This window comes from Streptococcus parasuis (assembly GCF_021654455.1).
Taxonomy (GTDB): Bacteria; Bacillota; Bacilli; order Lactobacillales; family Streptococcaceae; genus Streptococcus; species Streptococcus parasuis.
Genome location: NZ_AP024276.1, coordinates 537682 through 563580 on the forward strand (window position 1 = coordinate 537682; position 25899 = coordinate 563580).

A 25899-nucleotide genomic window follows, 5' to 3' on the forward strand; every position below is an offset into this window, starting at 1 on the left:
AGTCAGGAGATTGACAGATGAACTTAGGTTTAGCTATTTTACTAATTGTATTGGCATTTGCAGGTGGTGTGGCCTTGGGGATTTACTTGTCACGCAGACAGGTGGAAAACTACATTGCTGATAAACCAATTTTGGATGAGAATGCTTTGCGTTTGATGATGAGCCAAATGGGTCAAAAACCAAGTGAAGCAAAAGTTCAACAAGTGCTTCGCCAAATCAAGAGCCAACAAAAAGTAGCAAGCAAGAAAAAATAATCAAACTGGGACTGGGATATTCATTCCCAGATCCCATTTTTTGAGTAGGAAAAGAAAGGCTAGTCAGATTATCTGGCTAATCTCAGTATTATGGATAATCGACCAATTGGTTTTTTAGATTCAGGTGTGGGAGGATTAACGGTTGCACGTGAATTGATGCGCCAGCTTCCCCACGAAGAAATCGTTTATATCGGTGATTCCGCAAGGGCTCCTTATGGACCACGACCAGCGGAACAAATCAAAGAATACACTTGGCAGTTGGTCAATTTTCTATTGACAAAGAATGTGAAAATGATTGTTTTTGCATGTAACACGGCGACTGCAGTAGCTTGGGAAGAAGTCAAAGAAAAATTAGATATTCCTGTTTTGGGTGTTATTTTACCAGGGACTTCGGCTGCCATTAAGGCAACAAAAACTGGCAAAATAGGCGTCTTGGGGACTGTTATGACCATTCAGTCTGATATTTATCGAGAAAAAATTCAAACGCTATCTCCAGAGACACAGGTGGAAAGTCTGGCATGTCCAAAGTTTGTCCCTCTGGTGGAGTCCAATAGTCATCAGTCTAGCTTAGCAAAGAAAGTTGTTTATGAGACCTTACGTCCGCTTTTAGGAAAGGTGGATACATTGGTTTTGGGCTGTACTCATTTTCCATTGTTGCGTCCGATTATTCAGAATGCGATGGGGAAAGATGTTAAACTGATTGATAGTGGGGCAGAATGTGCGCGGGATATTTCAGTTTTGTTAAATTATTTTGAAATCAACCATAGCCGCACAGAAAAGGATATTCAGCACCGTTTTTACACAACTGCCAGCCCAGCGGCCTTTAAGGAAATTGCTGAGAGCTGGATGGGCATTGATATTCATGTGGAGCACGTAGCATTATGACAGAAAAAATTTATGAATACAGAGATGAGCAGAATTGGTTTATCGGAAAGGCTAGTTTTGCCAACCTATTTGGTTCCTTTGGAGAAAATGGAAGAGAGCAGGAAATTTACCAGATTGGTCAGTTGTTTGATAAACTGATTGCAGGTAATTATGAAGATGAGAATTTCAACCAGTGTGTTAACATTGAAGTGATCAAACTTCAGTCTGAATTTGCCCTCTTTCAATTTGCCTGTGATATTTTGAATGAGTTAAACAATCGCCAGTTCAAGGTTCTCCAACACCAAGGAGCTATTCTGGTAACAGAAAATGACAAGCTTCTCTTGGTTCATCTGCCCCAAGCAGGGGTTAGCACGGCAGATTTCTTCGGTCAAGACAAGGGATTGGCAAGCGTGGGAGATACCATCTTAATCGCTACAAAAAATGAAGGTAAGACTAAGGAATTCCGTAAGTTTTTTGAGCGTTTTGGTTACCAGGTCGAGAATCTCAACAACTATCCAGATCTTCCAGATGTAGCAGAAACAGGTATGACTTTTGAGGAAAATGCACGGCTCAAGGCTGAAACCATAGCAGAGCTGACAGGCAAGATGGTCTTGGCAGATGATTCAGGTCTGAAAGTGGATGCTTTAGGTGGCTTGCCAGGAGTTTGGTCTGCTCGTTTTTCAGGACCAGAAGCAACGGATGAACGCAATAATTCTAAATTGTTGCACGAGTTGGCGATGGTATTTGAACTAAAAGATCGTTCTGCACAATTCCATTGTACCCTAGTTATGGCTGCTCCAAATCGTGAGAGTTTGGTTGTTGAAGCTGACTGGGATGGATATATCGGAATGGAGCGACGCGGTGAAAATGGGTTTGGATATGATCCACTTTTCCTCGTAGGCGAAACAGGTAAGACCTCGGCAGAATTGACCCTAGAAGAAAAAAATAAGATTTCCCACCGTGCACAAGCACTAGAAAAATTAGTGGAGGCATTTCCAGTATGGCAGGAGCAAGCAAAACAATCCTAGTCATGAGCGACTCTCATGGGGATAGACAGATCGTAGAAGAAATTAAAAACCGTTATCTAGGTAAGGTCGATGCAATCTTTCATAACGGAGATTCTGAACTAGATAGTCAAGATAGTCTTTGGGATGGAGTTTACGTTGTCAACGGGAATTGTGACTACTTTGGTGGTTACCCAGATCAATTGGTTACCAATTTGGACGAAGTGACTATTGCACAGACGCATGGTCATCTTTATGGTATTAATCATGGCTGGCAACGGTTGGATTATTGGGCACAGGAAGTTGACGCGGATATTTGTTTGTATGGGCATCTGCATGTACCTGATGCTGAAGTTCGTGGCAAGACACTTTTTCTCAATCCAGGTTCCGTTAGCCAACCACGTGGTCTGGTCAGAGAATGTCTCTATGCCCTTGTAACCATCTATGAAGATCATTTTCATATTGATTATTATAACCGCCAGCACCAACTTTACCCAGCATTGACAAAGGATATTTCAAGATGATTGCACGTGAATTTGAAGCCTTCTTGTTAGAACAGGAAGAAACCTTCCTTACTCCTGCTGAAAAATTGGCAGTTTTGGTGGAGAGTCACAATATTGACCATGCAAAACTGTTGCTTAGCCACACAACCTACTCGCGTGTACCTGTAGTGACAGAAGATGGAAACTATTTTGGAACAATTGGTTTAACTGAAATTATCAAATACCAGTCAGATAATGTACTGACCGATGATGAATTAAATGAAGATATCTCCCTCATTGCAAAAACAGATGAAGAAACCGTTGGCCTAGATTATGACTTAACGGAAGTAATGCGAAAATTGGTAGATCAATCTTTCTTACCCGTCCTTGGAGAAAACAGGAAATTCGTAGGTATCATTACTCGAAAATCCATTTTAAAAGCAATCAATGCTCTTCTGCATAATTTTCCACTCGCGTCAAAAGAAGGAAAGAAATGAAACAAGCGATTGAAACCTTTATCAAGAGCAAAAAAATCAGCCTAAATAGCCAAAAATCTTATACCTATGATTTACAGCAATTTTTGACCGTGACCAAGGCAGAGATTTCCCAGCAGTCCCTACTGCTTTATCAACAGTTTCTCTTGGATCTGAAACCTGCTGCTCAGAAAAGAAAAGTATCAACTATCAATCAATTTCTCTATTTCCTTTATGAAAGTGGGCACATAGACCGTTTCTATAAATTGCAGGCAATGGCAAGCTCTGGTCGTGTCAAAAAGCGGATGGAACGTAAGGATTTATCACTGCTTTTTCGGGAATCACCATTTCTTGATGGACAGCTCATTGCACTTTTGATTGCATTGCTAGGGCTTACGCCTAGTGAAATAGCAGAGCTAAAGAGTGAGCAGATTAACCTAAACTTTCAAGTTATGACAGTTGAGAAGGGAGCTACCAAACGGGTTCTTAGTTTGCCAAAGGAACTTCTTTCCTATGTAGAAGACCATCTAACTGGAAAATATGTATTCGATAAGAAAGGGTACCCATACTCTCGTCAATGGTTCTTTAATCGGTTGAGTGAATATCTACAATCTATAGGAAAAACCGATTGGACTGCCCAAAAATTGCGAGAACAATTTATTCTACAACAGATAGATGAAGGAAAATCTTTGGACCAAATCGCCAAGGAGTTAGGACTGAAAACAAGCGTGAGTTTGGATAAATTTAGATAATGGATATTAAATTAAAAGATTTTGAAGGACCCTTAGATCTCTTGCTCCACTTGGTATCCAAGTATCAGGTAGATATTTACGAGGTTCCAATTACGGAAGTTATTGAGCAATATTTAGCCTACATTGCGACCTTACAGGCCATGCGATTAGAAGTAGCGGGAGAATATATGCTGATGGCTAGCCAATTGATGGTGATCAAAAGCCGTCGTTTATTGCCGAAGGTCGTTGAACAGACAGATCCTGAAGATGATCCGGAAATGGATCTCTTGGATCAATTAGAAGAATACCGAAAATTTAAGCTTCTTAGTGAAAAAATGGGGGAGCAACATAATGAACGGGCACATTATTTTTCAAAACCAAAGCTAGATTTAGTCTATGAGGATGTCCAACTAGCGCAAGATAAAACGGTGATTGATATTTTCCTAGCATTTTCAAAAGTAATGGCAGAAAAACAAGCCAGTTTGCGCCAGTCTCATGCAACAATTGCACGGGATGAATACAAAATTGAAGATATGATGGACTTTGTACGTAATCGTTTTCAGAGTCATCCACGCATCGAACTTCGTCAGCTGTTTCAGGAAAGTCAGGATATTAACGAAGTGATTACGATGTTTCTCGCAACCCTGGAATTGGTCAAGGTTCATGAAATTGTATTGGAACAAGCTGAAATATTTGGGGATATTTATCTAGTAAGGAGAGAAAATGAATCGCTTAGCTGAAATCGAAGTCCTGCTCTTTGTGGCTGGAGAAGAAGGGTTGACCTTACGCAATCTTGCAGAGATGTTGGAATTACAACCAACAGCGGTTAATCAGCAATTAGAGAAACTCAGTGAGAAGTACCAAGCGGATTCCGATTCAGGCTTAGCTCTCTTGGAATCATCTAACCGATTTAAATTGGTTACCAAAAAAGAATATGCTGAGCTTCTAAGAATCTATGCCAAAACACCGATCAATCAGACTATGTCGCGAGCACTTTTAGAAACATTGTCTATTGTTGCCTATAAGCAGCCGATTACACGGATAGAAGTTGATGATATTCGAGGGGTTAATTCGAGCGGTGCGATTAGTAAATTACAAGCCTTTGATTTGATTCGTGAGAATGGTAAGAAAGAAGTGCTTGGAAGGCCCAATCTTTATGTAACGACGGATTATTTCCTTGATTACATGGGAATAAACAGCTTAGAAGAATTGCCAGATGTATCTGATTTGGAAATTGTCCAAGAGGAGACTGAGTTGTTCTTAGAAAGAAATGAGTTAGAAAATGAGAATTAATAAATATATTGCCCATGCTGGTGTAGCCAGTCGTCGAAAGGCAGAAGAGCTGATAAAACAAGGGCTAGTGACTGTCAATGGTCAGGTGGTTCGAGAACTAGGGACCCTTATCAAGTCAGGGGATAAGGTTGAAGTAGAAGGTCAGCCAATTTATAATGAAGAAAAAGTCTATTACTTACTAAATAAACCACGTGGTGTTATTTCTAGTGTATCTGATGACAAGGGCCGTAAGACTGTTATAGACTTACTGCCTATGGTCAAGGAACGCATCTATCCTGTTGGTCGGCTAGACTGGGATACGTCTGGGGTCTTGATATTGACCAATGATGGTGACTTCACTGATGAAATGATTCACCCACGAAATGAGATTGATAAGGTATATTTGGCGCGTGTAAAAGGCATTGCCAACAAGGAGGTCTTACGTCCCTTGACTCGTGGGGTGGTCATTGATGGTAAGAAAACCAAGCCAGCTGTCTATGAAATCATTAAGGTGGATCCTGTCAAAAACCGTTCTGTAGTTGAGTTGACAATTCATGAAGGACGCAATCATCAAGTGAAGAAGATGTTTGAAGCTGTGGGCTTGCAGGTGGATAAACTATCTCGAACCCGTTTTGGCAATCTGGATTTGACCGGCTTACGTCCTGGGGAATACCGCAAGCTGAATAAGAAAGATATTAGTAAGCTCCACACACTGGCTGTTACTAAGACTGTTAAAAAATAATGGTTAGACTATTGATCGGCCTAGTACGGCTTTATCAAAAATGGATTTCTCCCCTCTTTCCACCATCTTGTCGCTATCAGCCGACCTGTTCAAATTACATGATTGAAGCTTTGAATAAACATGGACTCAAGGGCTTATTAATGGGACTAGCTCGAATTGGTCGCTGTCATCCCTTTGTAGAAGGCGGCGATGATCCAGTTCCAGACACATTTAGTTTACGAAGAAACAAGCAGATGTAGGTTAATTGCTTGTTTTTTTGATTCCCCATGTTTTTTTCTACGATGTTATCAGTCATTTGAATTAACTTTGATACATCATCGCTTTCGGCTTACCGTACTCTACAAAAGTGACTTGTTTCGCAAGTCTTATTTCCAGTCTAGACTGTGCAAAAGTCCAGCCTCGCTTCTCAGAGTTCGTGTCAACATCTCAGCGTAGTAGTTGATTGGCAGATTTGTTCGTGTTTCACACTCCAAATCTGACCACTACGGCTGATGCGAACGAGTTCACTTCATTTCCAACCTCCAACCGTCACTACTCTGACTGTTGGAGCTGTGCGGGGGTGGGAAGACGAACATCTTAGACGACCATTGACGGATAAAGAAGCAAAAAAATTTTTTCTATATAACTATTTATTCAAAATGCATGAAAAAAATAAAAAATAGATTTGCAACTTTCACATTTTCTCTCAAATTTTCCCAAATTTTCTGCGAAAAATTGAAAAAAATGAGTCAAAACACTTGATTTTCAGTTTTATTTAAGTTACAATAATAACACGATTTCATTTATTTACCTCAAACCTGTTGTGAGTTAAGTGAATGAATCATCATTCACCATGCTGTTTGCTGAGCTAGACTCCGGGCAGTGTGGCTATTTTTTTGTCTTCTTTCGATATTGAAAAGAAAAGAATAGAATGAATTGTTTTTTATTGAAGTCAACCAATCGTTGCCAAGTTAGAGAGGCTATCATGAATATAGAAGAATTAGATTATATTGAAGAAACTGCAAAAAATCATGTGGTTTTGTTTGAACCACAGATTCCACAAAATACAGGGAATATTGCTCGGACTTGTGCTGCGACAAACAGTCCTTTACATATCATAAAACCGATGGGTTTTCCAATTGATGATCGTAAAATGAAGCGAGCAGGGTTGGATTATTGGGATAAATTAGATGTTCGTTTTTATGAAAATCTGGAAGAATTTATGCAGTATGCTAGTCAACAGGGAGTCGTGCACCTGGTGTCAAAATTTGCAAATAAAACATACTCAGATGAACAGTATGATGATGGAAAAATCCATTATTTTCTTTTTGGTAGAGAAGACAAAGGGTTACCTGAGGAGTTTATGCGAAAACATCCAGATAAAGCAATTCGCATACCGATGAATGATGAGCATGTGCGGAGTCTGAATGTGTCCAATACGGTTTGTATGATAGTATATGAGGCATTGCGCCAACAAGAATTTGCTGGTCTTGAGTTGGTGCATACCTATGAACAGGATAAATTGAAATCATATTAGTAGCTAAATCATCTTAAGGTCTTGCATTTGCAAGGCTTTTTTGGTATGATGGTAGTGTCTTCAGGGCAGGGTGTGATTCCCGACCGGCAGTGAAAAATCGGCTGTTTTTACTAGGTTTTTAAAGTAAATCTACGATGGATTAAGAGGCTATCGAGACGAGCGAGTAAAGGCTTAGAAAAAAACAATCTATTGGAAGTCTGCGAGCGAAAGCTGATGTGGTGCAATTCCACAACCGACAGTATAGTCTGGATGGGAGAAGACGAAGTGCACGGTTTTTTAGCCTGCTCTTTTGGACTTCTTCAATTTTCAATAATTGGAGGAACCTTTATGACAAACACACGCAAAATGACGATTATCGCCATTCTTTCAGCAGTATCTTTTCTGCTCATGTACTTGAAATTTCCCCTTATTCCAACGGCGAATTTCTTAGAGGTGGATTTTTCACTAGTACCAATCTTGTTTGGTCTGTTAATTTTAGATACCAAGGCTAGTTTTGCTATCCTTTTGGTTCGAACCTTTCTCAAGCTGATTTTAAATAATCAGGGACCGTCCACAATCATCGGCTTGCCGATGAATATTGCAGCTATGTCAGTGTTTATTTTGGCGGTGGCCTATTTCTGGAAAAATGATCAAACGATAAAAAATTATATTAAAACCGCAGTCATTGCAACCATAGGTTCAACGTTAATGATGTTGCTATTGAATTATGTTTATGCAGTGCCAGTCTATGCTGCATTTGCAAACTTTGATATTAAAGAAATTTTAGGCTTGTGGAATTACCTATTGATGATGGTATTGCCATTTAATCTGTTACAAGGGGTTGTCCTATCAGCGGTATTTTACATTTGCCAAAAAGCTGCACAGCCGATTTTAAAGAAAGTTTAACCTTTTTAAGGTAAACTATTGGTATGAAGAACAAACAAAAACATTTACAAAATGCATCCTTTTTTGCCTTAGCCTTTGTTATCTTAGGTTATACGGCAAAATTTTTTCCAACTACCTTAGCGGGGTTTGATTCAACCATTCAAACAGCCATTCGTGGCAATCTACCGAGTGGAGCAACCCAGTTTTGGACATCAATTACCGTTTTAGGAAATACAGTTATTATATTAGCCATTTCCTTGCTTGTGGCGGCATTCTTTTATTTCTATAAGAAATGGAAGATTGAAGCGTATTTTTTACTTGCTAGCTTTGCGGCGATGGGGGTAGCATCAACAGCCCTGAAATATGTCTACCAACGTCCACGCCCTAGCATCCAATGGTTAATTGATACAATAGGCTATTCATTTCCAAGTTGGCACACAGCGTCAACCATGATGATTGCAGGAGCAGTTGTCATCGTGATGCAGCAACGTATGAGAAAGGGGTTGGCCCGAACTGCTATGCAAGTCCTTCTCATTATCATTGCTATCTTGGTTGCCATATCTCGTATCTATATTGGCGTACACTACCCAACTGATATTATCGGTGGTTGGTTACTGGCTATCACACTTTTACAAGCCATGTACCCATTTTATGATCAGAAACGGTTTGAATGGCGATTCCAAAGCAAGCAGAAATAAATAATACCCCAGATCAAGACTCTGGGGTATTATTTTTTTAAAATAGCAAATATAAAATAACTTTAAAAATAGGGAATAGTAAGAAACGATAGAAAATATGAATAATAAAAAAATCCAAGGAGGTGGTCTATAATAGTTTCGCTTGACTTTCCTTGGTATGTATTAGAAAATAGAGTCATATGGACAAATTTTATTTTCTACGGTCTAAAAACAAACAAAATGAATCTTATGCAATCGTTTTAATAAGTAAGCTGTTAGCATTGTAAAATGAGGTTAACATGTGCCGAAAATGCTTGATTTATAAGGGTTTTTGGATCGATATTTATGAAAACTATAACAAAAAACAAACAGGTTTGCGTAAAATTCTGAAAATTCCATGAAAGTTCACATCGTATATAATAATATAACCATATATCCATAGAATGATTAGTAAAAACTATAATAAGACAGGCAAATTTGATCAAAAAATCAACATTTGCTTTTTTTTTTAGGAATTCACAATCATATTGTTGGACATACAAAAAATTTTGAGGTATACTTATGGTAAGTTATTGTGCGGATGGTATAGTTTGTGTCTATAACTTGTAACTATTTACATTTTTTAAAGGAGAAAAGACTATGGATAAGAAAAATCTTTCCAAGACGGACCAGAAAAAATGGTATGCACCACAGCAAAGATTTTCGATTCGTAAGTACCATTTTGGTGCGGCCAGTGTATTACTCGGTGTTGCACTTGCTTTGACGGGGGGCGCCGAAGCATCAGCAACTACGACTGATACGAGTGCATCCACAACACCAAGTTCAGCGGTTGAAACGACAAGTTCAACTACGGACTCAACAATGCCTACAAGTGACGCAACAACAGCTACGTCTACAAGCGAGACAACTTCATCGTCTGCGACTGAAGAAGTTTCAACTACTACAACTGCTACTGAGCGTGTAGCAACAATTGAATATACTGTTGAGTATCAAGATGAATTTGGGGAAGTTGTAGCCTCTACTGTTAAGTCAATTGAAACAAAAACAACTGATAGAACTGCTATTGCAATTGTTACTGAAACAGCAACAGTTCCTGCAGATTATGAACTTGTTGCGAACGAATTGACAACCTCCACTACAGGAGTTGTAGAAGGTGCTAATACAAAAGTTGTCTTCAAAGTTGTGAAAAAAGTAGTAGCAGACACTACAAGCACAACTACAACTACTAGCGTAACTGATACTGCAAGTACATCTACATCATCTAGCACAGCAGTTGCACCAACAACTGCAACTGCAACTGCTTCTGCTCCAAAGGTAGCAGTACCAACAACTGTTGAAGAAGCAAAAGTTGTTCTTGAACAAATTGTTTCAGAAGCAGAAGTATTGGCTAATGAAGGTAACCGCATTGTGGCTACTGATACAACAACTGATACAGGTGCTTTGAAGGCTGCAGCAGTTGCAACAAAATTGGCCGTTACAGATGCAACGTCTGTATTACAAGATACAGTTGCTACTTTAGATGCACTGAATACACAAATCAATGCAGTTCGTACAAACGTAGAAGCTCTAGTCTTAGAATTGCGTAGATTTTTAGGTACAGATGTTATTGAAATCTCTTTGAATAATACTCTTTCAACTTTGCAAGTCGGTGAAGGTCTAGGTGTTCTTGTTGAAGCTTCAACTACTGCGACACCTTCTATGGATGATGCGAATGGAGCAGGAATTAAAACACATACTCTTAGAACAGGTGTGGCTGCAACTTCTCAAGCAGGTTGGTACACATTTGAAAGCTATGATTTCTATTCATATAATGCAAACCAGCCAACTGTATATATTAACGGTACCGCAATTCCTGCCTATATCCGATACTCATTAGATTCAAATGCTAATACATCAACAATCTTAGCTGAAGTGGTAAGTACTACCAACGGTAACGTATTGGAAACTCATACAATTGAGCAAGGAGCGAGTGTAACACTAACGTATCCTCAAACAGTAAATCCTGAAAATGAAACTGTTACTATTACTTATGATACTACCTTGGAAAATGATGGTAGTACACAAGGTATGTTAGTACTTACAGCCGCTAAAGATGGCAGAGTAGTGGACTATAGTACTATAATTGTTCCTGATTATCAGATCAATACAACTAGATATGTTGTGGAAGATGGGACAGTATTAGCGACTTATAGCCTTCAAACCATTGCGGGTCAACCAGTAACCCCTTCAGGACAGCGTGAATTTGCTGGTTACACCTATAAAACGACAACTAAAGAGGTTGTTCAAGGAGGCTTACCAGCAGGAACTGTTTATATGCCTGGTAAGGTTGATCAAAGTACAGTTCATTATAAAGCAATTCGTAAAGTTATTTCGAATACTCAGACCGTAACAGAGTATTATTTCTTGGATCCTACCTACACAGGTCCAGTTGATTGGAACGGAATTGATACTACAGGATTTATCAAACTCATCGAGACCAGTCCGTTAGTTTATACAGATGGTAAAACGTATGACTATAACAAGAGCTCGACAATTTATGCTCCTTATACATACGATGAAGAATCTGGCTATATGGTCTTTAAAGAAAGTTATTTTAATGAACAAGGCTCTAAGTACCGAGTTGTAGCACAATGGTCTGGAGGCACAACAGAAGGTACATATGGTAAAATTTTTATTGGTACTCAAGTATATACAACTGCTCAAGAATTGGGTGACAATGAGTTTAAATGGAGAGGTGTTACTGATAAATTTGATAATAAGGGATATGTTCCATTCGGTATTCAACAAAATTTGAGAAATGCCACAATTGCCACAGCGTTCGCAACAACGCATATTTATACACCAGTTCCACAGGAAGCTATCATCCGTTACCAAGTTGAAGGTGCGACAGACTTCTTGGAAGATTCAGGTACCTTGACAGGTAACCCAGGTACAGACATCACTTACTCCACTGAAAATACCATTAACAAGTATAAGAAATTGGGTTATGAGCTTGTATCTGACAATTTCACTACTGACGCTGGTCAAGACTATGACTACGATACAGCTGTGAAGCAAGAATTCCTTGTTGTCATCAAGCCTCGTGTCGTTGACGTTCCTAAAGGTGTTGTACCTGGGGAACCAGTGGATCCAACAGATCCTAACTCACCAGTCTGGCCAGATACAGTAAACAATCTGGAAACAACCCAAGAAGTAACGCGTACTGTTGAGTACAAGTATGAAGATGGAACACCAGTCCGTGTAGATGCCGCAGGCAATGTCTTGCCAAAAGGTTCTACTGAAGGGACTCCATTTGTTAAGACTGAAACAGTAAGCTTCACTCGCCCAGCTCAAGTCAACCTTGTAACTGGTGAAGTGACTTATGGAGATTGGGTGGCAGATACGACAGATACTCTTCAGGGTAATGTCCTTCCAGAAGTTCCAGGCTACAGTGCAAGTCGTACGACTCTTGAAGGTGCTGAGGCACCAATGACAGAAACAGTAAAAGATAAGACTGTTACTGCAACTGATGCAGACATTAATGAAGTGGTTTACTTCAAAGAAAATCCTAAGTATGGTGACGTAGTTGTAAATTATGTTAATACAGACGGAAAAGTGATTGCAACTCCAGTGGTGGATACTAATGATGCTCTTGTAGGAACAGATTACTCCACTGCTGATCGTGTACCAGAGAAGATTGTTGAAGATGAAACAGGTGATGTCTACTACTACAAAGAAGTCAAAGCTGAAGATGCAGCTAAAGAAACTGGTAAAGTAGTAGAGGGCACAACAGAAGTTACTTATGTGTATGAAAAAGCTGGTAACGTTGTTGTTAACTACATTACAGAAGATGGTAAAGTCATCAAGACACCTGTTAATGACGAAACAAACGCAAAACCAGATAGTCCATACGACACAACTGATAACAAGCCAACAGAAATCGTTACAGAAGATGGTTCACGTTATGTCTTGATTCCGTCTAAGACAATTGGTACAGAAAACGGTACAGTTGAAGGTGGTAAGCCAACAGAAATCACTTATGTATATAAGAAAGTTGCGAACTGGGTTCCACAAATTCCAGGTGTTCCAGAAGGACAAGAACCAAAAGTTCCATATCCATTTGATCCAAACAACCCAGACGTACCAGTAACACCAAATCCAGGTACAGTGATTCCAAACGTTCCAGGCTACACACCAGTAGATCCTAAGGACAACACACCACTGAAACCAGTTGATCCAAATGATCCAGGTAAAGGTTATGTGCCACCAACACCAGATGAAACTGGAAAAGATACACCAATTCCTTACGTTCAAAATGGTAATGTTGTGGTTAACTACGTAACAGAAGATGGTACAGTTATTAAATCACCAGTTCAAGATGAAACAAACGTTCCTGCTGGTAAGTCTTATGACACAACAGATAACAAACCAACAGAAATTGTTACAGAAGACGGTTCACGTTATGTATTGGTTCCATCTAAGACAATTGGTACAGAAAATGGTACAGTTGAAGGTGGTAAGACAACAGAAATCACTTATGTGTATAATAAGGTTGCGAACTGGATTCCAGAAATTCCAGGTGTTCCAGAAAACGAACGCCCAGTAGTTCCATATCCGTTTGATCCAAACAACCCAGACGTACCAGTAACACCAAATCCAGGTACAGTGATTCCAAACGTTCCAGGCTACACACCAGTAGATCCTAAGGACAATACACCATTGAAACCAGTAGATCCAAACGATCCAGGTAAAGGTTATGTGCCACCAACACCAGATGAAACTGGAAAAGATACACCAATTCCTTACGTTCAAAATGGTAATGTTGTGGTTAACTACGTAACAGAAGATGGTACAGTTATCAAAGCACCAGTTCAAGATGAAACAAACGTTCCTGCTGGTAAGTCTTATGACACAACAGATAACAAACCAACAGAAATTGTTACAGAAGACGGTTCACGTTATGTATTGGTTCCATCTAAGACAATTGGTACAGAAAATGGTACAGTTGAAGGTGGTAAGACAACAGAAATCACTTATGTGTATAAGAAGGTTGCGAACTGGATTCCAGAAATTCCAGGTGTTCCAGAAAACGAACGCCCAGTAGTTCCATATCCGTTTGATCCAAACAACCCAGACGTACCAGTAACACCAAATCCAGGTACAGTGATTCCAAACGTTCCAGGCTACACACCAGTAGATCCTAAGGACAATACACCATTGAAACCAGTAGATCCAAACGATCCAGGTAAAGGTTATGTGCCACCAACACCAGATGAAACTGGAAAAGATACACCAATTCCTTACGTTCAAAATGGTAATGTTGTGGTTAACTACGTAACAGAAGATGGTACAGTTATCAAAGTACCAGTTCAAGATGAAACAAACGTTCCTGCTGGTAAGTCTTATGACACAACAGATAACAAACCAACAGAAATTGTTACAGAAGACGGTTCACGTTATGTATTGGTTCCATCTAAGACAATTGGTACAGAAAATGGTACAGTTGAAGGTGGTAAGACAACAGAAATCACTTATGTGTATAAGAAGGTTGCGAACTGGATTCCAGAAATTCCAGGTGTTCCAGAAAACGAACGCCCAGTAGTTCCATATCCGTTTGATCCAAACAACCCAGACGTACCAGTAACACCAAATCCAGGTACAGTGATTCCAAACGTTCCAGGCTACACACCAGTAGATCCTAAGGACAATACACCATTGAAACCAGTAGATCCAAACGATCCAGGTAAAGGTTATGTGCCACCAACACCAGATGAAACTGGAAAAGATACACCAATTCCTTACGTTCAAAATGGTAATGTTGTGGTTAACTACGTAACAGAAGATGGTACAGTTATCAAAGTACCAGTTCAAGATGAAACAAACGTTCCTGCTGGTAAGTCTTATGACACAACAGATAACAAACCAACAGAAATTGTTACAGAAGACGGTTCACGTTATGTATTGGTTCCATCTAAGACAATTGGTACAGAAAATGGTACAGTTGAAGGTGGTAAGACAACAGAAATCACTTATGTGTATAAGAAGGTTGCGAACTGGATTCCAGAAATTCCAGGTGTTCCAGAAAACGAACGCCCAGTAGTTCCATATCCGTTTGATCCAAACAACCCAGACGTACCAGTAACACCAAATCCAGGTACAGTGATTCCAAACGTTCCAGGCTACACACCAGTAGATCCTAAGGACAATACACCATTGAAACCAGTAGATCCAAACGATCCAGGTAAAGGTTATGTGCCACCAACACCAGATGAAACTGGAAAAGATACACCAATTCCTTACGTTCAAAATGGTAATGTTGTGGTTAACTACGTAACAGAAGATGGTACAGTTATCAAAGTACCAGTTCAAGATGAAACAAACGTTCCTGCTGGTAAGTCTTATGACACAACAGATAACAAACCAACAGAAATTGTTACAGAAGACGGTTCACGTTATGTATTGGTTCCATCTAAGACAATTGGTACAGAAAATGGTACAGTTGAAGGTGGTAAGACAACAGAAATCACTTATGTGTATAAGAAGGTTGCGAACTGGATTCCAGAAATTCCAGGTGTTCCAGAAAACGAACGCCCAGTAGTTCCATATCCGTTTGATCCAAACAACCCAGACGTACCAGTAACACCAAATCCAGGTACAGTGATTCCAAACGTTCCAGGCTACACACCAGTAGATCCTAAGGACAATACACCATTGAAACCAGTAGATCCAAACGATCCAGGTAAAGGTTATGTGCCACCAACACCAGATGAAACTGGAAAAGATACACCAATTCCTTACGTTCAAAATGGTAATGTTGTGGTTAACTACGTAACAGAAGATGGTACAGTTATCAAAGCACCAGTTCAAGATGAAACAAACGTTCCTGCTGGTAAGTCTTATGACACAACAGATAACAAACCAAATACTATCACGACAGAAGATGGTACAACTTATGAGCTTGTTCGTGTTGATGGTTCAGAGACAGGTACAGTTGTGGGTGGTAATACTACTGAAGTAACCTACGTTTACCGTAAAGTGACACCAGCTAAGAAAGTTGTAACAAACCACGTTGATGAAGATGGTAACCCAATTGCACCGCAAGAAGACGGTACAACACCTAACAAGTCAATTCCAGGATACGAGTTCACAGGTAAGACTGTAACAGATCCAGATGGTAATACAACACACATCTACCGCAAGGTTAAGAAAGTTGTAACAAACCACGTTGATGAAGATGGTAACCCAATTGCACCGCAAGAAGATGGTACAACACCTAACAAGTCAATTCCAGGTTATGAATTTACTGGTAAGACAATTACCGATAAAGATGGCAACACAACTCATATCTATCGTAAGATTAATGATTCTGTTAAGCCAACACCACCAGCAGCTAAGACACCTTCTGCACCGAAACCTAACGCTCCTGCGAAGGCTTCAGGTATGGCTCAATTGCCAAACACAGGTGAATCTAGCTCTGCTGTAGTAACAGCACTTGGTGCAGGTATGCTTCTAGCAAGTCTCGGATTAGTAGGAAAACGCCGTAAAGAAAACGAAGAGTAATTCTAGGTTATTATCAACTGTAACAGGAAAGAGCAAGATTAATGTCTAGCATATGGCAAAATCTCTACTTAGAGTTTACCCCTGTTCATGAAATAATAAAATAGGCCCAAACCTTTGCTAGGGGGATATTCTTAGCAAAGGTTTAGGGGTTGTTAGGGATAGTCATTTAGTTTTTCTTTTAATGTTTCGTTAACTCGCTTTGCTGTATTCCTGCATGGTCTGTAGCTTGTTGACTAGTACTAACCGTTAAACATCTAGCCTTACTAGCAATAAATATACAAGTAAAAACGATTTCCGTTTGTAGGAAATCGTTTTTACTTGTTTAATTTTTGATCGGTCCATTTGCACTGGCTTCTACAGCATCCTTAATGGTTGTTGCAAAGATTGTTGCTCCATCTGTTTCGAGATTGAAATGCACAAGGTCTGTATTGATCCAGATGTTTGGGTTGTCTTTCGCAGCTTGGTACCAGTCAGCAATCGAAATATAATCATATTTGTTTGCCAATTCTTTTTCGTATTGGCCTGTCTGATAAGCAAGTGAATTGCTTGGAGTATAATTTCCATCATAGGGTGTGACAAAGATGAGTCTGTGCCCTTTAGGAAATTCTTTGACAAGCTGATCTAATAATTCTTGATAATTATCACTTGTATTGGTCCCTAAGGCAACCACAACAGTTTGTTTCAGGGTATTATTTTTCTTGTATAAGCTGATTAGACCGGAAATCTCAGTTAGATGTCGGCTGACAGTTCCATCGATTTGTGCGTCAGGTAGAGCTGTTTGAACAGCTGTGCTAGCACGGACAGTAACAGAGTCACCGAAAATGGTTACCCCCTCTTGAATCTCATAACTGGTTGCTTGAGCATTTTCTACACCAGCTCGAGTGGTGGCCAATTGCGTTTGAGCTTGATAAAGTGAACTTACCATGTTTTCTTTGTCAAAATTTCCAAGTTTAGGAGCAAATAGGCAGATAGCGAAGTTTAGTAGGGTTAGAATCGAAAAGCCAATGGTAATATGTTTCTTATAAGGCTTTAAGTCGACCGCTAGACCAAATAATTTTCCTACTTTACCTACAACATATGGCTCCAAAACATAGAAGGAAATAGTTGATAGGATAGTAGAAAAAATGAGAGATAGAATAACAGCCACGATACTTGGGAGTAATTGAGAAAAGATGATGAGAAATGGCCAATGGAAGAGATACATCCCATAAGAAATGTTGGCAATGAACAAGATGGCCTTTGGCTCAGTAATATGAGGTGTTTTCTCATGAAGGATTCGAGCTGCGAAGATCATTGCAGCTGTTGCCAAACCGGACAAGAGGAAACCAAAAAGGTAAGTCCAAATAGAGCTGAATTGAAGGAAAAATAGAAGGAGTAATTCAATGCCGAAACCACCTGCAAAAATGAGTAATAGATTTCGGATAGAGAATTGCTCAACTAGTTTGTGGAAGGAGTGCGTTGTTTGTTTTACACCAACTATTGTAGCTAAGATGCTTCCGATAAAGAATGGGAATATATGTGTAAAGGTTGAGTAGTAGATTGCTGAATAGTTGCTGACAAAGAAAGCCGAAATGAACATTCCCAAGAAACTGAAGAGAAATAGAATACTTGAACTGAGGAAAATGGTTCCTCTCAATTGTCCAATTGATCGAGCAGTTCGTGCCATGAACCAAATGAATCCTGCCCAGATGATATAGAATTGCATCTCAATAGCGAGCGTCCAAGTGTGTACGAACAAATGAGGAGAAAATTGGTTTTCATAGCTTCCACCAGATAGGATTTCAAAAAAGTTTGTTACAAAACCTAATGCAGCAGTAATTTGACTACCGATATTAGCGATGAAGTCATTCCGAATGGTCAATGCAAGTGGAACGACGAGCAAGATAGTCAACACTAAAGGTGGTAAAATGCGATAGATTCTACGACGGAAAAAGGCAATGATGTCAATTTTTTTGTGTGCTGCAAATTCATCAATAAGCAGTGCAGTTGTCAGATAACCAGACAGGGTAAAGAATAGGTCGACCCCAACAAAGCCACCTGGAAATTGTTTAATAAAATAGTGATAGAGTAAGACAAATAATAGTCCAATGACCCTAATAACCGATAACCATTTAATTCGCATGCTGATAAATCCCCTGTTTAAATGTTCCTTCGTATGTTGCTTGTCCTTCGGTGGTTAGTTTTCCTTTTCCATCCGCATAGCCATTTTTGAATTGACCGGTGTAGGTCCATCCTTGAGCTGACTTATAGGTTCCTTTTCCATTGAAAATCCCATTGGAGAATTCCCCTTCATAAGTATCTCCATTTTCAAAGGTAAGTTTTCCTTGACCATTCATTTTTGATGCAACAACATCCCCTTCATACTTTATTTTACCATTATCTAGGGTTAGGACTTCTTTGCTACTCATTCGTCCAATAAAGGTAAGAAATGCGAACAATAGGGTAAGTATAACAATAACCAACTCAATATTTTTACGAGTTAGATAAGGTTTGATCTTTGTAAATATAAACTCTCTCATAGATATCCACTTTCAACTAATTTTGACTCTAAAAAGGTATCATATAATAATTTTATGCCAATAGAATCAAATATATTTTACCATTATTTTACAAATATTACAAAAATATTACACAGAGTCTTTGTTAGAATTCATTGATAAAATCTTATTCAACCAATGTTGGCAGCCTTTCGAAACAATCCTATAGGTTTCGTCAAAATCGCCAGTATACCATGGGTCGGGGACTGATTCATCTGTAAACTGAAAAATTTTATTTTGGGCAGAAGAGGGAGCCATTCTTTTCAAATCTTGGACATTCTGACTATCCATTCCTATGATAAAATCAAATGTTTCAAAGTCATTCTGACTGATTTGTTGCGAAGTCTTCGTGCCATCATAGCTGATATTGTGTTTTCTGAAAATATTTTGCGTTCCAGGATGAATGGGATTTCCGTGTTCCCAGCTAGATGTTGCTCGACTTTCAATATATACTTGATTTGTTAAATCTTTCATAACGAACTCTGCCATTGGACTGCGACAAATATTTCCAAGGCAGACAAAAACTATTTTTTGCATACTATTCCTTTCGCTACAGAAGAAAAAGGAGTTGGATAGAATTCATACTAATTTGTCTGAATTCCCCACAACCCCTTATTTTCACATTGAGTAATTAACTATAGGAAGTCAACCTATATGAATTATATGTTATTTGTCTTCCTTGTCAAATGCATTTTTTATGCCCTGTACTGCACCTTCGATACTGTCTTTTGCATCTTCAACCAGTTCTTTAGCTTTTCCGATTCCTTTTTCGACAATTCCTTCGACTTCGATTTCCTTGTCACCTGTTAATTTACCAAGTCCTTCTTTCACTGATCCTGATAATTGTTCCAATTTTGCACTTAATTTATCTTCTGACATAAGATTTCCTCCTTATAAATCAGCTTGGGGGCGATGATTTTCCTATATAAGAAAATCACATGATACTCTTATTAAATAGTTTAACCCATATAAATTAATATAGCAAGAAATTTGTCTGTTGATAAGCCAGCATTTGCTGAGGGGTAATTCTTGCAATTTTTCCTTCTTTTATTTATAATTATTATAAATAAAAGAAAGGGTGATATATGATGAAACAAAAATATTATCAATCTCCAGCAGAAATTGCGTCTTTCAGCCCGCGTCCATCATTGGCTGATTCTAAGGCTGTTTTGAATCAAGCGGTGGCCGATTTATCAGTAGCCCATTCTATCCTCCATCAAGTTCATTGGTATATGCGTGGTCGTGGCTTTATGATTTGGCATCCAAAGATGGATGAGTATATGGAAGAAATCGATGGCTATTTGGATGAGATGAGTGAGCGCTTAATTACCTTAGGTGGGGCACCATTTTCTACCCTTAAAGAGTTTAGTGAAAATAGTCAGCTCAAGGAAGTTCCTGGTGATTACAATGTAACGATTGAAGAGCAATTGGCGCGTGTGGTAGTGGTGTTCCGCTATCTGTCTGCTCTTTTCCAAAAGGGATTTGATGTTAGTGATGAAGAAGGTGACAGCGTAACCAACGATATTTTCAATGTGGCTAAGGCTAGTATTGAAAAACATATTTGGATGCTACAGGCAGAACTTGGTCAGGCACCAAAATTGTAAATAGATGAAGGGTCCAGTAGGACTCTTTTTTGCTGCATTATTTAATACTCTTCGAAAATCAAAATTATCCGTTGTCAAGAGCCTTGATGAGTGAAAAGCTCCGGTGGAGCTTTTCAGCCTGTTACCTTGAAACAAGATAGTAACAGAGTTCTATCTTCGACTTCGTTTCCTAGGCTACTTTTGATTTTCATTGAGTATAATATGACATTTGTCACATGAGTCCATGACAAAGGCTTCTAGTGGGTTTGTTTGGGATAGGTTATATTGAATGTGTAAAAGAAATTCAATCAATCATTTGTAAGGAGACTATTATGAAAGCAGCTGTTCAAACAGGTATTTCCTATTTCACTAGAGCCTTTGTGCTTGTCTATGCTTCCTGCATTTTGTTTGGGCAAGGATTGCGACCACTGACCTACTTGGCTTGGTCCTTACCAGCAAGTATCATCATTGGGATTGTCGGAGCGGTGATGTGCCAGAAAGGAGGCCAAGAATGATTCAAGTCAATCAGTTAGAAAAAATCATCAAAGGTCGGACAATCTTGTCCAATATTTCCTTTGAAATCAAGTCTGGGGAATGTGTAGCTTTGATTGGTCCAAATGGGGCTGGGAAAACGACGCTTATGTCCTGTTTGTTGGGAGATAGGAAGGCGACGAAAGGTCAGGTTTTGTTGGATGGTCTGGCTCCACAGGCTCGGTCCAATAAAGAAACTGTAGCAGTCTTACCACAAGAAAATGCTATCCCGACAGACCTGAATGTCAAGGAATTGCTCCGCTTTTTCCAAGCCATCTACAAGGATAGTCTGACAGATGTGGAAATCGACAGCCTGCTCTGCTTTTCCCCAGAGCAAAAAAATCAACTGGCCGGCAAGCTATCGGGTGGTCAGAAGCGGCTCTTGGCTTTCGTCATCTGTCTGATTGGAAAGCCAAAGTTGCTCTTCTTGGACGAGCCGACGGCGGGCATGGATACTTCGACCCGCCAGCGTTTTTGGGAGATTGTCCATGAACTTAAGGCTCAGGGTGTGACTATTTTTTATAGCAGCCACTATATCGAGGAAGTGGAGCATACGGCGGAGCGGATTTTGGTCTTGCACCAGGGGCGGTTACTAAGAGATACCACGCCATTTGCCATGCGGAGTGAGGAGCAAGAAAAAGAAGTGACATTGCCGATTGCTTTTGCGGCGGTGGTGGAGAGCTTGGCTGAAATCAATGAAATCAGCTATAAACAAGACACGGTCAGCTTTAAGACCCGATCTATTGAGCAGGTTTGGGCAAATTTGCAGGAAGCAGGCTGTCGGATTTCAGACTTAGAAGTGCAGAACAAGACCCTACTCAACAGTTTATTTGACAAGACGAGGGAGGAAGAATCATGAAAGCATTGGTGCAAGTAGAAGCGGTCAAATTATCTAGAAGTTTGGGAGTTTTTCTCCTATCTATCGGCATGCCCGTCATCTTTTTCCTGATTTTTTCATCAACCGTCCAGTTTGATGATGCAGCCATGCAAAAGGCCTTCATCCAGTCCTATATGCTGACCATGACAGGATTTTCCATGTCGGGCTTTGCCCTCTTTACCTTTCCCATGATGCTGGCTGAGGATAGAAACAATAGCTGGCTGACCTTTATCCAGCATTCGCCTCTGCCAATCTGGCAATACTATCTTTCCAAACTCGTGCGGGTCTTGCTCTGCTTTGTGTCTTCTATTGCCATTGTTTTTGCGGTGGGTGGCTTAGTTAAGGGTGTAGAGATGACAGCTCAAGAATGGGTAATTTCGGCTCTCTTACTTTTAGTAACCTCTATCGTATTTCTAGCTATTGGCTTGCTTTTGGTGCAAATTCAGTCGGAACAAACCATGTCGGTGGTGGCCAACTTGCTTTATTTTGTTCTGGCCATCATGGGTGGCTCTTGGATGCCTGTTTCCCTCTTTCCTGACTGGGTACAGCGGATCTGCAAACTCATGCCCAGCTACCATGTCAACCAGCTGGTGACCACCTATGCTCAAGAGGGAGATTTTCTCTGGAAATCCTTGCTAATTGTCCTAGGATATGCCATAATTTTCTTAGGAATTGCTCTAGTTATGAATAGAAAAACTGAGCAACAGTGAGGTGACAGATGATATTTGAAAAAAGAAAGGTACCACTCATGTTCTTCGTGGGCATGGTCTTTCTCTATTTTCCCTTTTACTATGCCCAGTATAGTCCCAATCCGACGGCAGTTGTCCTAGCGACCATTCTCTTTGCCTTGGTCTATTGCTCCCTCTTTTATACCGACCACAAGCTCTATTCCCTGCTGGCTTGGTTTTACCTGATTGGCTATATCGCCGTCATGAGTTTTTGGGGCAATCTGCAATTCTCCCTCTTTATCTTCAACCTGTCCAATATGCTGGGCTGGTATTATAAAGAGAATCGACCGACCTATCGGACGGTATCCTACGGGCTTTTGTTGCTGGCTATTATCCTATGGGCTCTCTTTGGCCCTGTTCCTTTTGAGATGAGAGCTTTTGCACTTGTTATCCACTTCTTTGGCTTGGCCTTGCTGATTTTCAGCTGGATTGAGACCAAGCGGGCAGCCCTTCAGCAACGCCTACAGGAGCAGAATGCGTCTATCAATCTCCTGCTGGCTGAGAATGAACGCAACCGTATCGGTCAGGACTTGCACGACACACTGGGTCATGTCTTTGCCATGCTGTCTGTCAAGGCTGAGCTGGTCCAGACTTTGTTAGACCACGACCAGATTGACCAGGCCAAGAAGGAGGTGGCAGACCTTCAGACCTTGGCCAAGGACTCCATGCAGGAGGTCCGCCAGATTGTCCAGTCCCTCAAGCAGCACACAGTGACAGAGGAACTCCAGATTTTGCAGCAGATGTTGGACTTGGCAGGAGTGGATTTGGTCGTCTTGGGTGGGGAAATAGCAGAGCAGCTCAGCTTGCCTGTCCAGAACAAGCTGGCTATGGTGCTGAGAGAGTTGGCCAATAACCTGCTCAAACACAGCCGGGCTAGTAAGTGCCGTTTGTTGTTTGAAAAAGACCAGCAAGAATTGGTTTTACACTACGAAGACAACGGTGTGGGTTTTACCCAGTTGACTGGTCAGGAATTGCATACCATAAAGGACAGGTTGGTAACGGTGAAAGGAAGTTTGGAGTTTCTTTCTCTGGCCAAGCCCACCCGCCTGTTCATACGAATTCCGTTTGAGGAGGTGGTAGAATGAGAATCTTAGTCGCAGAAGATCAAGCAATGCTGCGGGACGCCCTCTGTCAGCTCTTGGGTTTTCAAGATACGGTTGAGGCTGTTTTGCAGGCAGAAAACGGCAGCCAGGCCATTGCTCTTTTGGAAAAAGAGCCAGTAGATGTGGTGCTCTTAGATATAGAAATGCCTGAAAAGACGGGCCTGGATGTCTTGGAATGGGTGCGGGGGAAAGCCTTGCCTGTCAAGGTTGTCATCATGACCACCTTCAAGCGACCAGGCTATTTCGAGCGGGCGGTCAAGGCTGATGTGGATGCCTATGTGCTCAAGGAACGCTCCATCGCAGACCTTATGCGGACCATTGAAACGGTCTTGGCGGGGCGGAAGGAATATTCGCCAGAGTTGATGGACATTCTCCTAACCCAACGCAGTCCCTTAACCAACTTGGAAAGTCAACTACTCAAGCTGGTGGCAGAAGGTCTGTCCAATAAGGAAATCGCCAGCCAGCTCCACCTGTCTGACGGGACGGTCCGTAACTACATGACCTCTATCCTGTCCAAACTAGGTGCCGAAAACCGCACCGCAGCTGTTAAGGTGGCACAGGAAAAGGGTTATCTATAAGCAAGGTACTTAAGTATATGCGGAAGGACTGTCGAATGGCAGTTTTTTCTTGTTGGCAAAGCCAGCGGCCTTCAATTTTCTATTGAAAATCTCCTAAAATTCTGCTACAATTTTTCTATGAAAAGACTTTATGATGTACAACAATTGCTCAAACGTTTTGGTATCGTTGTTTATATGGGAAACCGTCTGTACGACATTGAAATGATGCAGATTGAGCTCAATCGAGTCTATCAGGCAGGTTTACTTGATCGATTGGACTATTTGGAAGCAGAACTTGTTTTGAGGCGTGAACATCGTTTGGAGTTAGAGTACCAGAAATTGAAGGAGAGTAGAAAATGAACTCATTGTGGGTATTTTTAGTATTTTTAATTGTTTTGGGAGCCTGGATGGGCTTTAATTATTGGCGACTACGCCGTGCGGCATCTGTAATTGATAATGCAGAATTTGCGGAGAAAATCCACGGTGGTCAGTTGATTGATTTACGCGATCCAAGTGAATTTAATAGAAAACATATTCTCGGAGCCCGTAATATTCCATATCAACAGTTGAAAATGAGCACAGCTGCTCTTCGTAAAGATAAACCTGTTTTGATTTATGAAAATGACCGTGGTCAGTTGGTAACACCAGCAGCCCTTCATTTGAAGAAACAGGGCTTTAATGAAATCTATATTTTAAGCTATGGTTTGAATGGCTGGAATGGAAAAGTGAAAGCTGGAAGATAAACCTTCGTCGTTTTATAAATATGTGATGGACAATGATGAAAAGAATCCAAGAACTGTTAAGAAATGCCAGTCTTGCTGAGCGTGTATTTACTTTTATTTCGGTAATTTTACTCGTTAGTATTGGAATAGTATGGTTTGTAGGTGTTCACTTAAATTCCACCAATCAAACACAAACAATAGTTCCAACGACTATCCAAGAAAATGTAAAAGTGGCTGAAGAAGCTGTGGCTATGCTTGAGTCTTCCAATACAGAAGATAATCTCCAACATGCAAAAGATGCGATTAATCAATTGTCAGGTGGGACTGTAAAAGAGGAACTTCAAAAGCGCGTAGATGTTGTTGATAAGGCCATGAAGAAAAAAGCTGAGGAGATTAAGAAGGCAAAATTGAAGGCTGAATTAGTTCGAGCAGAAGCAGCGAAGAAATTAGCGGAAGAGCAGAAGAATTCGGAAACATCTGATAGCTCCACAGTTACAACCTTGGATGAAACTACTACAGGAGGTACTGAAAGCTATCAGGAAGATACCTATAACTACCAACCTTCCTATAATTATGTTGATTCAGGGAATTCGTCTGTTTACACTCCACCTAGCAGTTCTTCTACAGTGGAATCACCGAGTTCTTCTACGCCAACAGAAGTCGCTCCTCCAAGCAGTTCGGAAACTGTTGTTCCGAGCACTCCAACACCAGTTGAGCCATCTAGTTCTACTGAAACCGAGGTTCCAGCAGATTCGTCTTTAACGCCAACAGAAGACCTATCGCAGAGGTAATAATGAATATGAGGAGAGATATTTCTCCTCTTTTTTAATTTTCCCAAAGTTT

Annotated in this window: 27 protein-coding genes and 1 riboswitch; of the genes, 23 read left to right on the forward strand and 4 right to left on the reverse strand. The window is 40.3% G+C overall.

The window, feature by feature from the left end; all coding sequences use genetic code 11:
• Positions 1-17: 17 nt before the first annotated feature.
• The 14 genes from L6410_RS02715 (at position 18) to L6410_RS02780 (ending at position 16418) form a co-directional block, all read left to right on the forward strand.
• Entirely contained in the window at positions 18-254 is a 237-nt protein-coding gene (locus L6410_RS02715) for a YneF family protein (RefSeq protein ID WP_012027622.1), read from the forward strand.
• A 90-nt stretch (positions 255-344) separates the two neighbouring features.
• Complete coding sequence (racE, locus tag L6410_RS02720) at positions 345-1139, forward strand: glutamate racemase (protein WP_024396410.1); 795 nt, start codon at positions 345-347, stop codon at positions 1137-1139.
• On the forward strand, positions 1136-2146 hold the full coding sequence (locus tag L6410_RS02725) for a nucleoside-triphosphate diphosphatase (protein ID WP_024396409.1): 1011 nt from the start codon (positions 1136-1138) through the stop codon (positions 2144-2146). The genes racE and L6410_RS02725 overlap by 4 nt, the downstream gene beginning before the upstream one ends.
• Positions 2119-2646: a metallophosphoesterase gene (locus L6410_RS02730; protein WP_024396408.1), complete on the forward strand. Its 528-nt coding sequence runs from the start codon at positions 2119-2121 to the stop codon at positions 2644-2646. The genes L6410_RS02725 and L6410_RS02730 overlap by 28 nt, the downstream gene beginning before the upstream one ends.
• On the forward strand, positions 2643-3101 hold the full coding sequence (cbpB, locus tag L6410_RS02735) for a cyclic-di-AMP-binding protein CbpB (RefSeq protein WP_237395856.1): 459 nt from the start codon (positions 2643-2645) through the stop codon (positions 3099-3101). Before L6410_RS02730 ends, cbpB begins: the two co-directional genes overlap by 4 nt.
• Positions 3098-3829, forward strand: coding sequence for a site-specific tyrosine recombinase XerD (gene xerD / locus L6410_RS02740; protein WP_237395859.1), 732 nt, complete (start codon positions 3098-3100; stop codon positions 3827-3829). The genes cbpB and xerD overlap by 4 nt, the downstream gene beginning before the upstream one ends.
• A complete protein-coding gene (locus L6410_RS02745; RefSeq protein ID WP_024396405.1) occupies positions 3829-4548 on the forward strand; it encodes a segregation/condensation protein A in 720 nt (239 codons plus the stop codon). The genes xerD and L6410_RS02745 overlap by 1 nt, the downstream gene beginning before the upstream one ends.
• On the forward strand, positions 4532-5101 hold the full coding sequence (scpB, locus tag L6410_RS02750; protein ID WP_024396404.1) for an SMC-Scp complex subunit ScpB: 570 nt from the start codon (positions 4532-4534) through the stop codon (positions 5099-5101). The genes L6410_RS02745 and scpB overlap by 17 nt, the downstream gene beginning before the upstream one ends.
• A complete protein-coding gene (locus tag L6410_RS02755) occupies positions 5091-5822 on the forward strand; it encodes a pseudouridine synthase (RefSeq protein ID WP_024391162.1) in 732 nt (243 codons plus the stop codon). Before scpB ends, L6410_RS02755 begins: the two co-directional genes overlap by 11 nt.
• Positions 5822-6061, forward strand: a complete 240-nt coding sequence (gene yidD, locus L6410_RS02760; protein WP_172017392.1) for a membrane protein insertion efficiency factor YidD — start codon at positions 5822-5824, stop codon at positions 6059-6061. Before L6410_RS02755 ends, yidD begins: the two co-directional genes overlap by 1 nt.
• A 725-nt stretch (positions 6062-6786) precedes the next feature.
• Positions 6787-7338, forward strand: a complete 552-nt coding sequence (locus L6410_RS02765; RefSeq protein WP_172075145.1) for a tRNA (cytidine(34)-2'-O)-methyltransferase — start codon at positions 6787-6789, stop codon at positions 7336-7338.
• A 52-nt stretch (positions 7339-7390) separates the two neighbouring features.
• Positions 7391-7603: riboswitch (FMN riboswitch) on the forward strand.
• A 62-nt stretch (positions 7604-7665) separates the two neighbouring features.
• Positions 7666-8223, forward strand: coding sequence for an ECF transporter S component (locus L6410_RS02770; RefSeq protein WP_172075146.1), 558 nt, complete (start codon positions 7666-7668; stop codon positions 8221-8223).
• Positions 8224-8246: 23 nt separating this feature from the next.
• Positions 8247-8900, forward strand: coding sequence for a phosphatase PAP2 family protein (locus L6410_RS02775; RefSeq protein ID WP_237395861.1), 654 nt, complete (start codon positions 8247-8249; stop codon positions 8898-8900).
• A gap of 618 nt (positions 8901-9518) precedes the next feature.
• Positions 9519-16418, forward strand: coding sequence for a MucBP domain-containing protein (locus tag L6410_RS02780; RefSeq protein WP_237395863.1), 6900 nt, complete (start codon positions 9519-9521; stop codon positions 16416-16418).
• A 322-nt stretch (positions 16419-16740) separates the two neighbouring features.
• On the opposite strand, the gene L6410_RS02785 is transcribed toward L6410_RS02780, so the two are convergent.
• From L6410_RS02785 to L6410_RS02800, 4 genes are all read right to left on the reverse strand, one after another.
• Entirely contained in the window at positions 16741-18540 is a 1800-nt protein-coding gene (locus L6410_RS02785; protein WP_237395865.1) for an acyltransferase family protein, read from the reverse strand.
• The gene (locus L6410_RS02790) at positions 18530-18937 is read right to left on the reverse strand and encodes an MORN repeat-containing protein (RefSeq protein ID WP_237395868.1); all 408 of its coding nucleotides are present in this window, start codon (positions 18935-18937) and stop codon (positions 18530-18532) included. Before L6410_RS02790 ends, L6410_RS02785 begins: the two co-directional genes overlap by 11 nt.
• A gap of 108 nt (positions 18938-19045) precedes the next feature.
• Positions 19046-19492, reverse strand: a complete 447-nt coding sequence (locus tag L6410_RS02795; protein ID WP_237395870.1) for a low molecular weight protein-tyrosine-phosphatase — start codon at positions 19490-19492, stop codon at positions 19046-19048.
• 129 nt (positions 19493-19621) lie between these two features.
• Positions 19622-19834 (reverse strand): CsbD family protein, encoded by a 213-nt coding sequence (locus tag L6410_RS02800; protein ID WP_237395872.1) that lies wholly within the window; start codon positions 19832-19834, stop codon positions 19622-19624.
• A gap of 206 nt (positions 19835-20040) precedes the next feature.
• Here L6410_RS02800 and L6410_RS02805 point away from each other — a divergent pair, with 206 nt between their 5' ends.
• From L6410_RS02805 to L6410_RS02845, 9 genes are all read left to right on the forward strand, one after another.
• Complete coding sequence (locus L6410_RS02805) at positions 20041-20559, forward strand: Dps family protein (RefSeq protein ID WP_237395874.1); 519 nt, start codon at positions 20041-20043, stop codon at positions 20557-20559.
• 311 nt (positions 20560-20870) lie between these two features.
• Positions 20871-21053 (forward strand): hypothetical protein, encoded by a 183-nt coding sequence (locus L6410_RS02810; RefSeq protein ID WP_237395875.1) that lies wholly within the window; start codon positions 20871-20873, stop codon positions 21051-21053.
• On the forward strand, positions 21050-21928 hold the full coding sequence (locus L6410_RS02815; protein ID WP_237395878.1) for an ABC transporter ATP-binding protein: 879 nt from the start codon (positions 21050-21052) through the stop codon (positions 21926-21928). The genes L6410_RS02810 and L6410_RS02815 overlap by 4 nt, the downstream gene beginning before the upstream one ends.
• The gene (locus L6410_RS02820; protein WP_105143236.1) at positions 21925-22656 is read left to right on the forward strand and encodes an ABC transporter permease; all 732 of its coding nucleotides are present in this window, start codon (positions 21925-21927) and stop codon (positions 22654-22656) included. The genes L6410_RS02815 and L6410_RS02820 overlap by 4 nt, the downstream gene beginning before the upstream one ends.
• Positions 22657-22664: 8 nt before the next feature.
• Positions 22665-23759, forward strand: coding sequence for a sensor histidine kinase (locus L6410_RS02825; RefSeq protein ID WP_237395880.1), 1095 nt, complete (start codon positions 22665-22667; stop codon positions 23757-23759).
• On the forward strand, positions 23756-24355 hold the full coding sequence (locus tag L6410_RS02830) for a response regulator transcription factor (RefSeq protein WP_237395882.1): 600 nt from the start codon (positions 23756-23758) through the stop codon (positions 24353-24355). Before L6410_RS02825 ends, L6410_RS02830 begins: the two co-directional genes overlap by 4 nt.
• Before the next feature lie 117 nt (positions 24356-24472).
• Positions 24473-24694: a YqgQ family protein gene (locus tag L6410_RS02835; RefSeq protein ID WP_024396172.1), complete on the forward strand. Its 222-nt coding sequence runs from the start codon at positions 24473-24475 to the stop codon at positions 24692-24694.
• A complete protein-coding gene (locus tag L6410_RS02840; protein ID WP_024396173.1) occupies positions 24691-25077 on the forward strand; it encodes a rhodanese-like domain-containing protein in 387 nt (128 codons plus the stop codon). Before L6410_RS02835 ends, L6410_RS02840 begins: the two co-directional genes overlap by 4 nt.
• 32 nt (positions 25078-25109) lie before the next feature.
• Positions 25110-25847: a hypothetical protein gene (locus L6410_RS02845; RefSeq protein WP_237395884.1), complete on the forward strand. Its 738-nt coding sequence runs from the start codon at positions 25110-25112 to the stop codon at positions 25845-25847.
• Positions 25848-25899 lie beyond the last annotated feature (52 nt).

Coding starts and splice junctions, on each gene's coding strand:
- L6410_RS02785 (WP_237395865.1), bottom strand. CDS start 18,540: ATGCGAATTAAATGGTTATCGGTTATTAGGGTCATTGGACTATTATTT.
- L6410_RS02840 (WP_024396173.1), top strand. CDS start 24,691: ATGAACTCATTGTGGGTATTTTTAGTATTTTTAATTGTTTTGGGAGCC.
- racE (WP_024396410.1), top strand. CDS start 345: ATGGATAATCGACCAATTGGTTTTTTAGATTCAGGTGTGGGAGGATTA.
- L6410_RS02755 (WP_024391162.1), top strand. CDS start 5,091: ATGAGAATTAATAAATATATTGCCCATGCTGGTGTAGCCAGTCGTCGA.
- xerD (WP_237395859.1), top strand. CDS start 3,098: ATGAAACAAGCGATTGAAACCTTTATCAAGAGCAAAAAAATCAGCCTA.
- L6410_RS02730 (WP_024396408.1), top strand. CDS start 2,119: ATGGCAGGAGCAAGCAAAACAATCCTAGTCATGAGCGACTCTCATGGG.
- L6410_RS02765 (WP_172075145.1), top strand. CDS start 6,787: ATGAATATAGAAGAATTAGATTATATTGAAGAAACTGCAAAAAATCAT.
- L6410_RS02815 (WP_237395878.1), top strand. CDS start 21,050: ATGATTCAAGTCAATCAGTTAGAAAAAATCATCAAAGGTCGGACAATC.
- L6410_RS02800 (WP_237395872.1), bottom strand. CDS start 19,834: ATGTCAGAAGATAAATTAAGTGCAAAATTGGAACAATTATCAGGATCA.
- L6410_RS02795 (WP_237395870.1), bottom strand. CDS start 19,492: ATGCAAAAAATAGTTTTTGTCTGCCTTGGAAATATTTGTCGCAGTCCA.
- L6410_RS02790 (WP_237395868.1), bottom strand. CDS start 18,937: ATGAGAGAGTTTATATTTACAAAGATCAAACCTTATCTAACTCGTAAA.
- yidD (WP_172017392.1), top strand. CDS start 5,822: ATGGTTAGACTATTGATCGGCCTAGTACGGCTTTATCAAAAATGGATT.
- cbpB (WP_237395856.1), top strand. CDS start 2,643: ATGATTGCACGTGAATTTGAAGCCTTCTTGTTAGAACAGGAAGAAACC.
- L6410_RS02780 (WP_237395863.1), top strand. CDS start 9,519: ATGGATAAGAAAAATCTTTCCAAGACGGACCAGAAAAAATGGTATGCA.
- L6410_RS02825 (WP_237395880.1), top strand. CDS start 22,665: ATGATATTTGAAAAAAGAAAGGTACCACTCATGTTCTTCGTGGGCATG.
- scpB (WP_024396404.1), top strand. CDS start 4,532: ATGAATCGCTTAGCTGAAATCGAAGTCCTGCTCTTTGTGGCTGGAGAA.
- L6410_RS02770 (WP_172075146.1), top strand. CDS start 7,666: ATGACAAACACACGCAAAATGACGATTATCGCCATTCTTTCAGCAGTA.
- L6410_RS02830 (WP_237395882.1), top strand. CDS start 23,756: ATGAGAATCTTAGTCGCAGAAGATCAAGCAATGCTGCGGGACGCCCTC.
- L6410_RS02805 (WP_237395874.1), top strand. CDS start 20,041: ATGATGAAACAAAAATATTATCAATCTCCAGCAGAAATTGCGTCTTTC.
- L6410_RS02845 (WP_237395884.1), top strand. CDS start 25,110: ATGATGAAAAGAATCCAAGAACTGTTAAGAAATGCCAGTCTTGCTGAG.
- L6410_RS02835 (WP_024396172.1), top strand. CDS start 24,473: ATGAAAAGACTTTATGATGTACAACAATTGCTCAAACGTTTTGGTATC.
- L6410_RS02820 (WP_105143236.1), top strand. CDS start 21,925: ATGAAAGCATTGGTGCAAGTAGAAGCGGTCAAATTATCTAGAAGTTTG.
- L6410_RS02745 (WP_024396405.1), top strand. CDS start 3,829: ATGGATATTAAATTAAAAGATTTTGAAGGACCCTTAGATCTCTTGCTC.
- L6410_RS02775 (WP_237395861.1), top strand. CDS start 8,247: ATGAAGAACAAACAAAAACATTTACAAAATGCATCCTTTTTTGCCTTA.
- L6410_RS02725 (WP_024396409.1), top strand. CDS start 1,136: ATGACAGAAAAAATTTATGAATACAGAGATGAGCAGAATTGGTTTATC.
- L6410_RS02715 (WP_012027622.1), top strand. CDS start 18: ATGAACTTAGGTTTAGCTATTTTACTAATTGTATTGGCATTTGCAGGT.
- L6410_RS02810 (WP_237395875.1), top strand. CDS start 20,871: ATGAAAGCAGCTGTTCAAACAGGTATTTCCTATTTCACTAGAGCCTTT.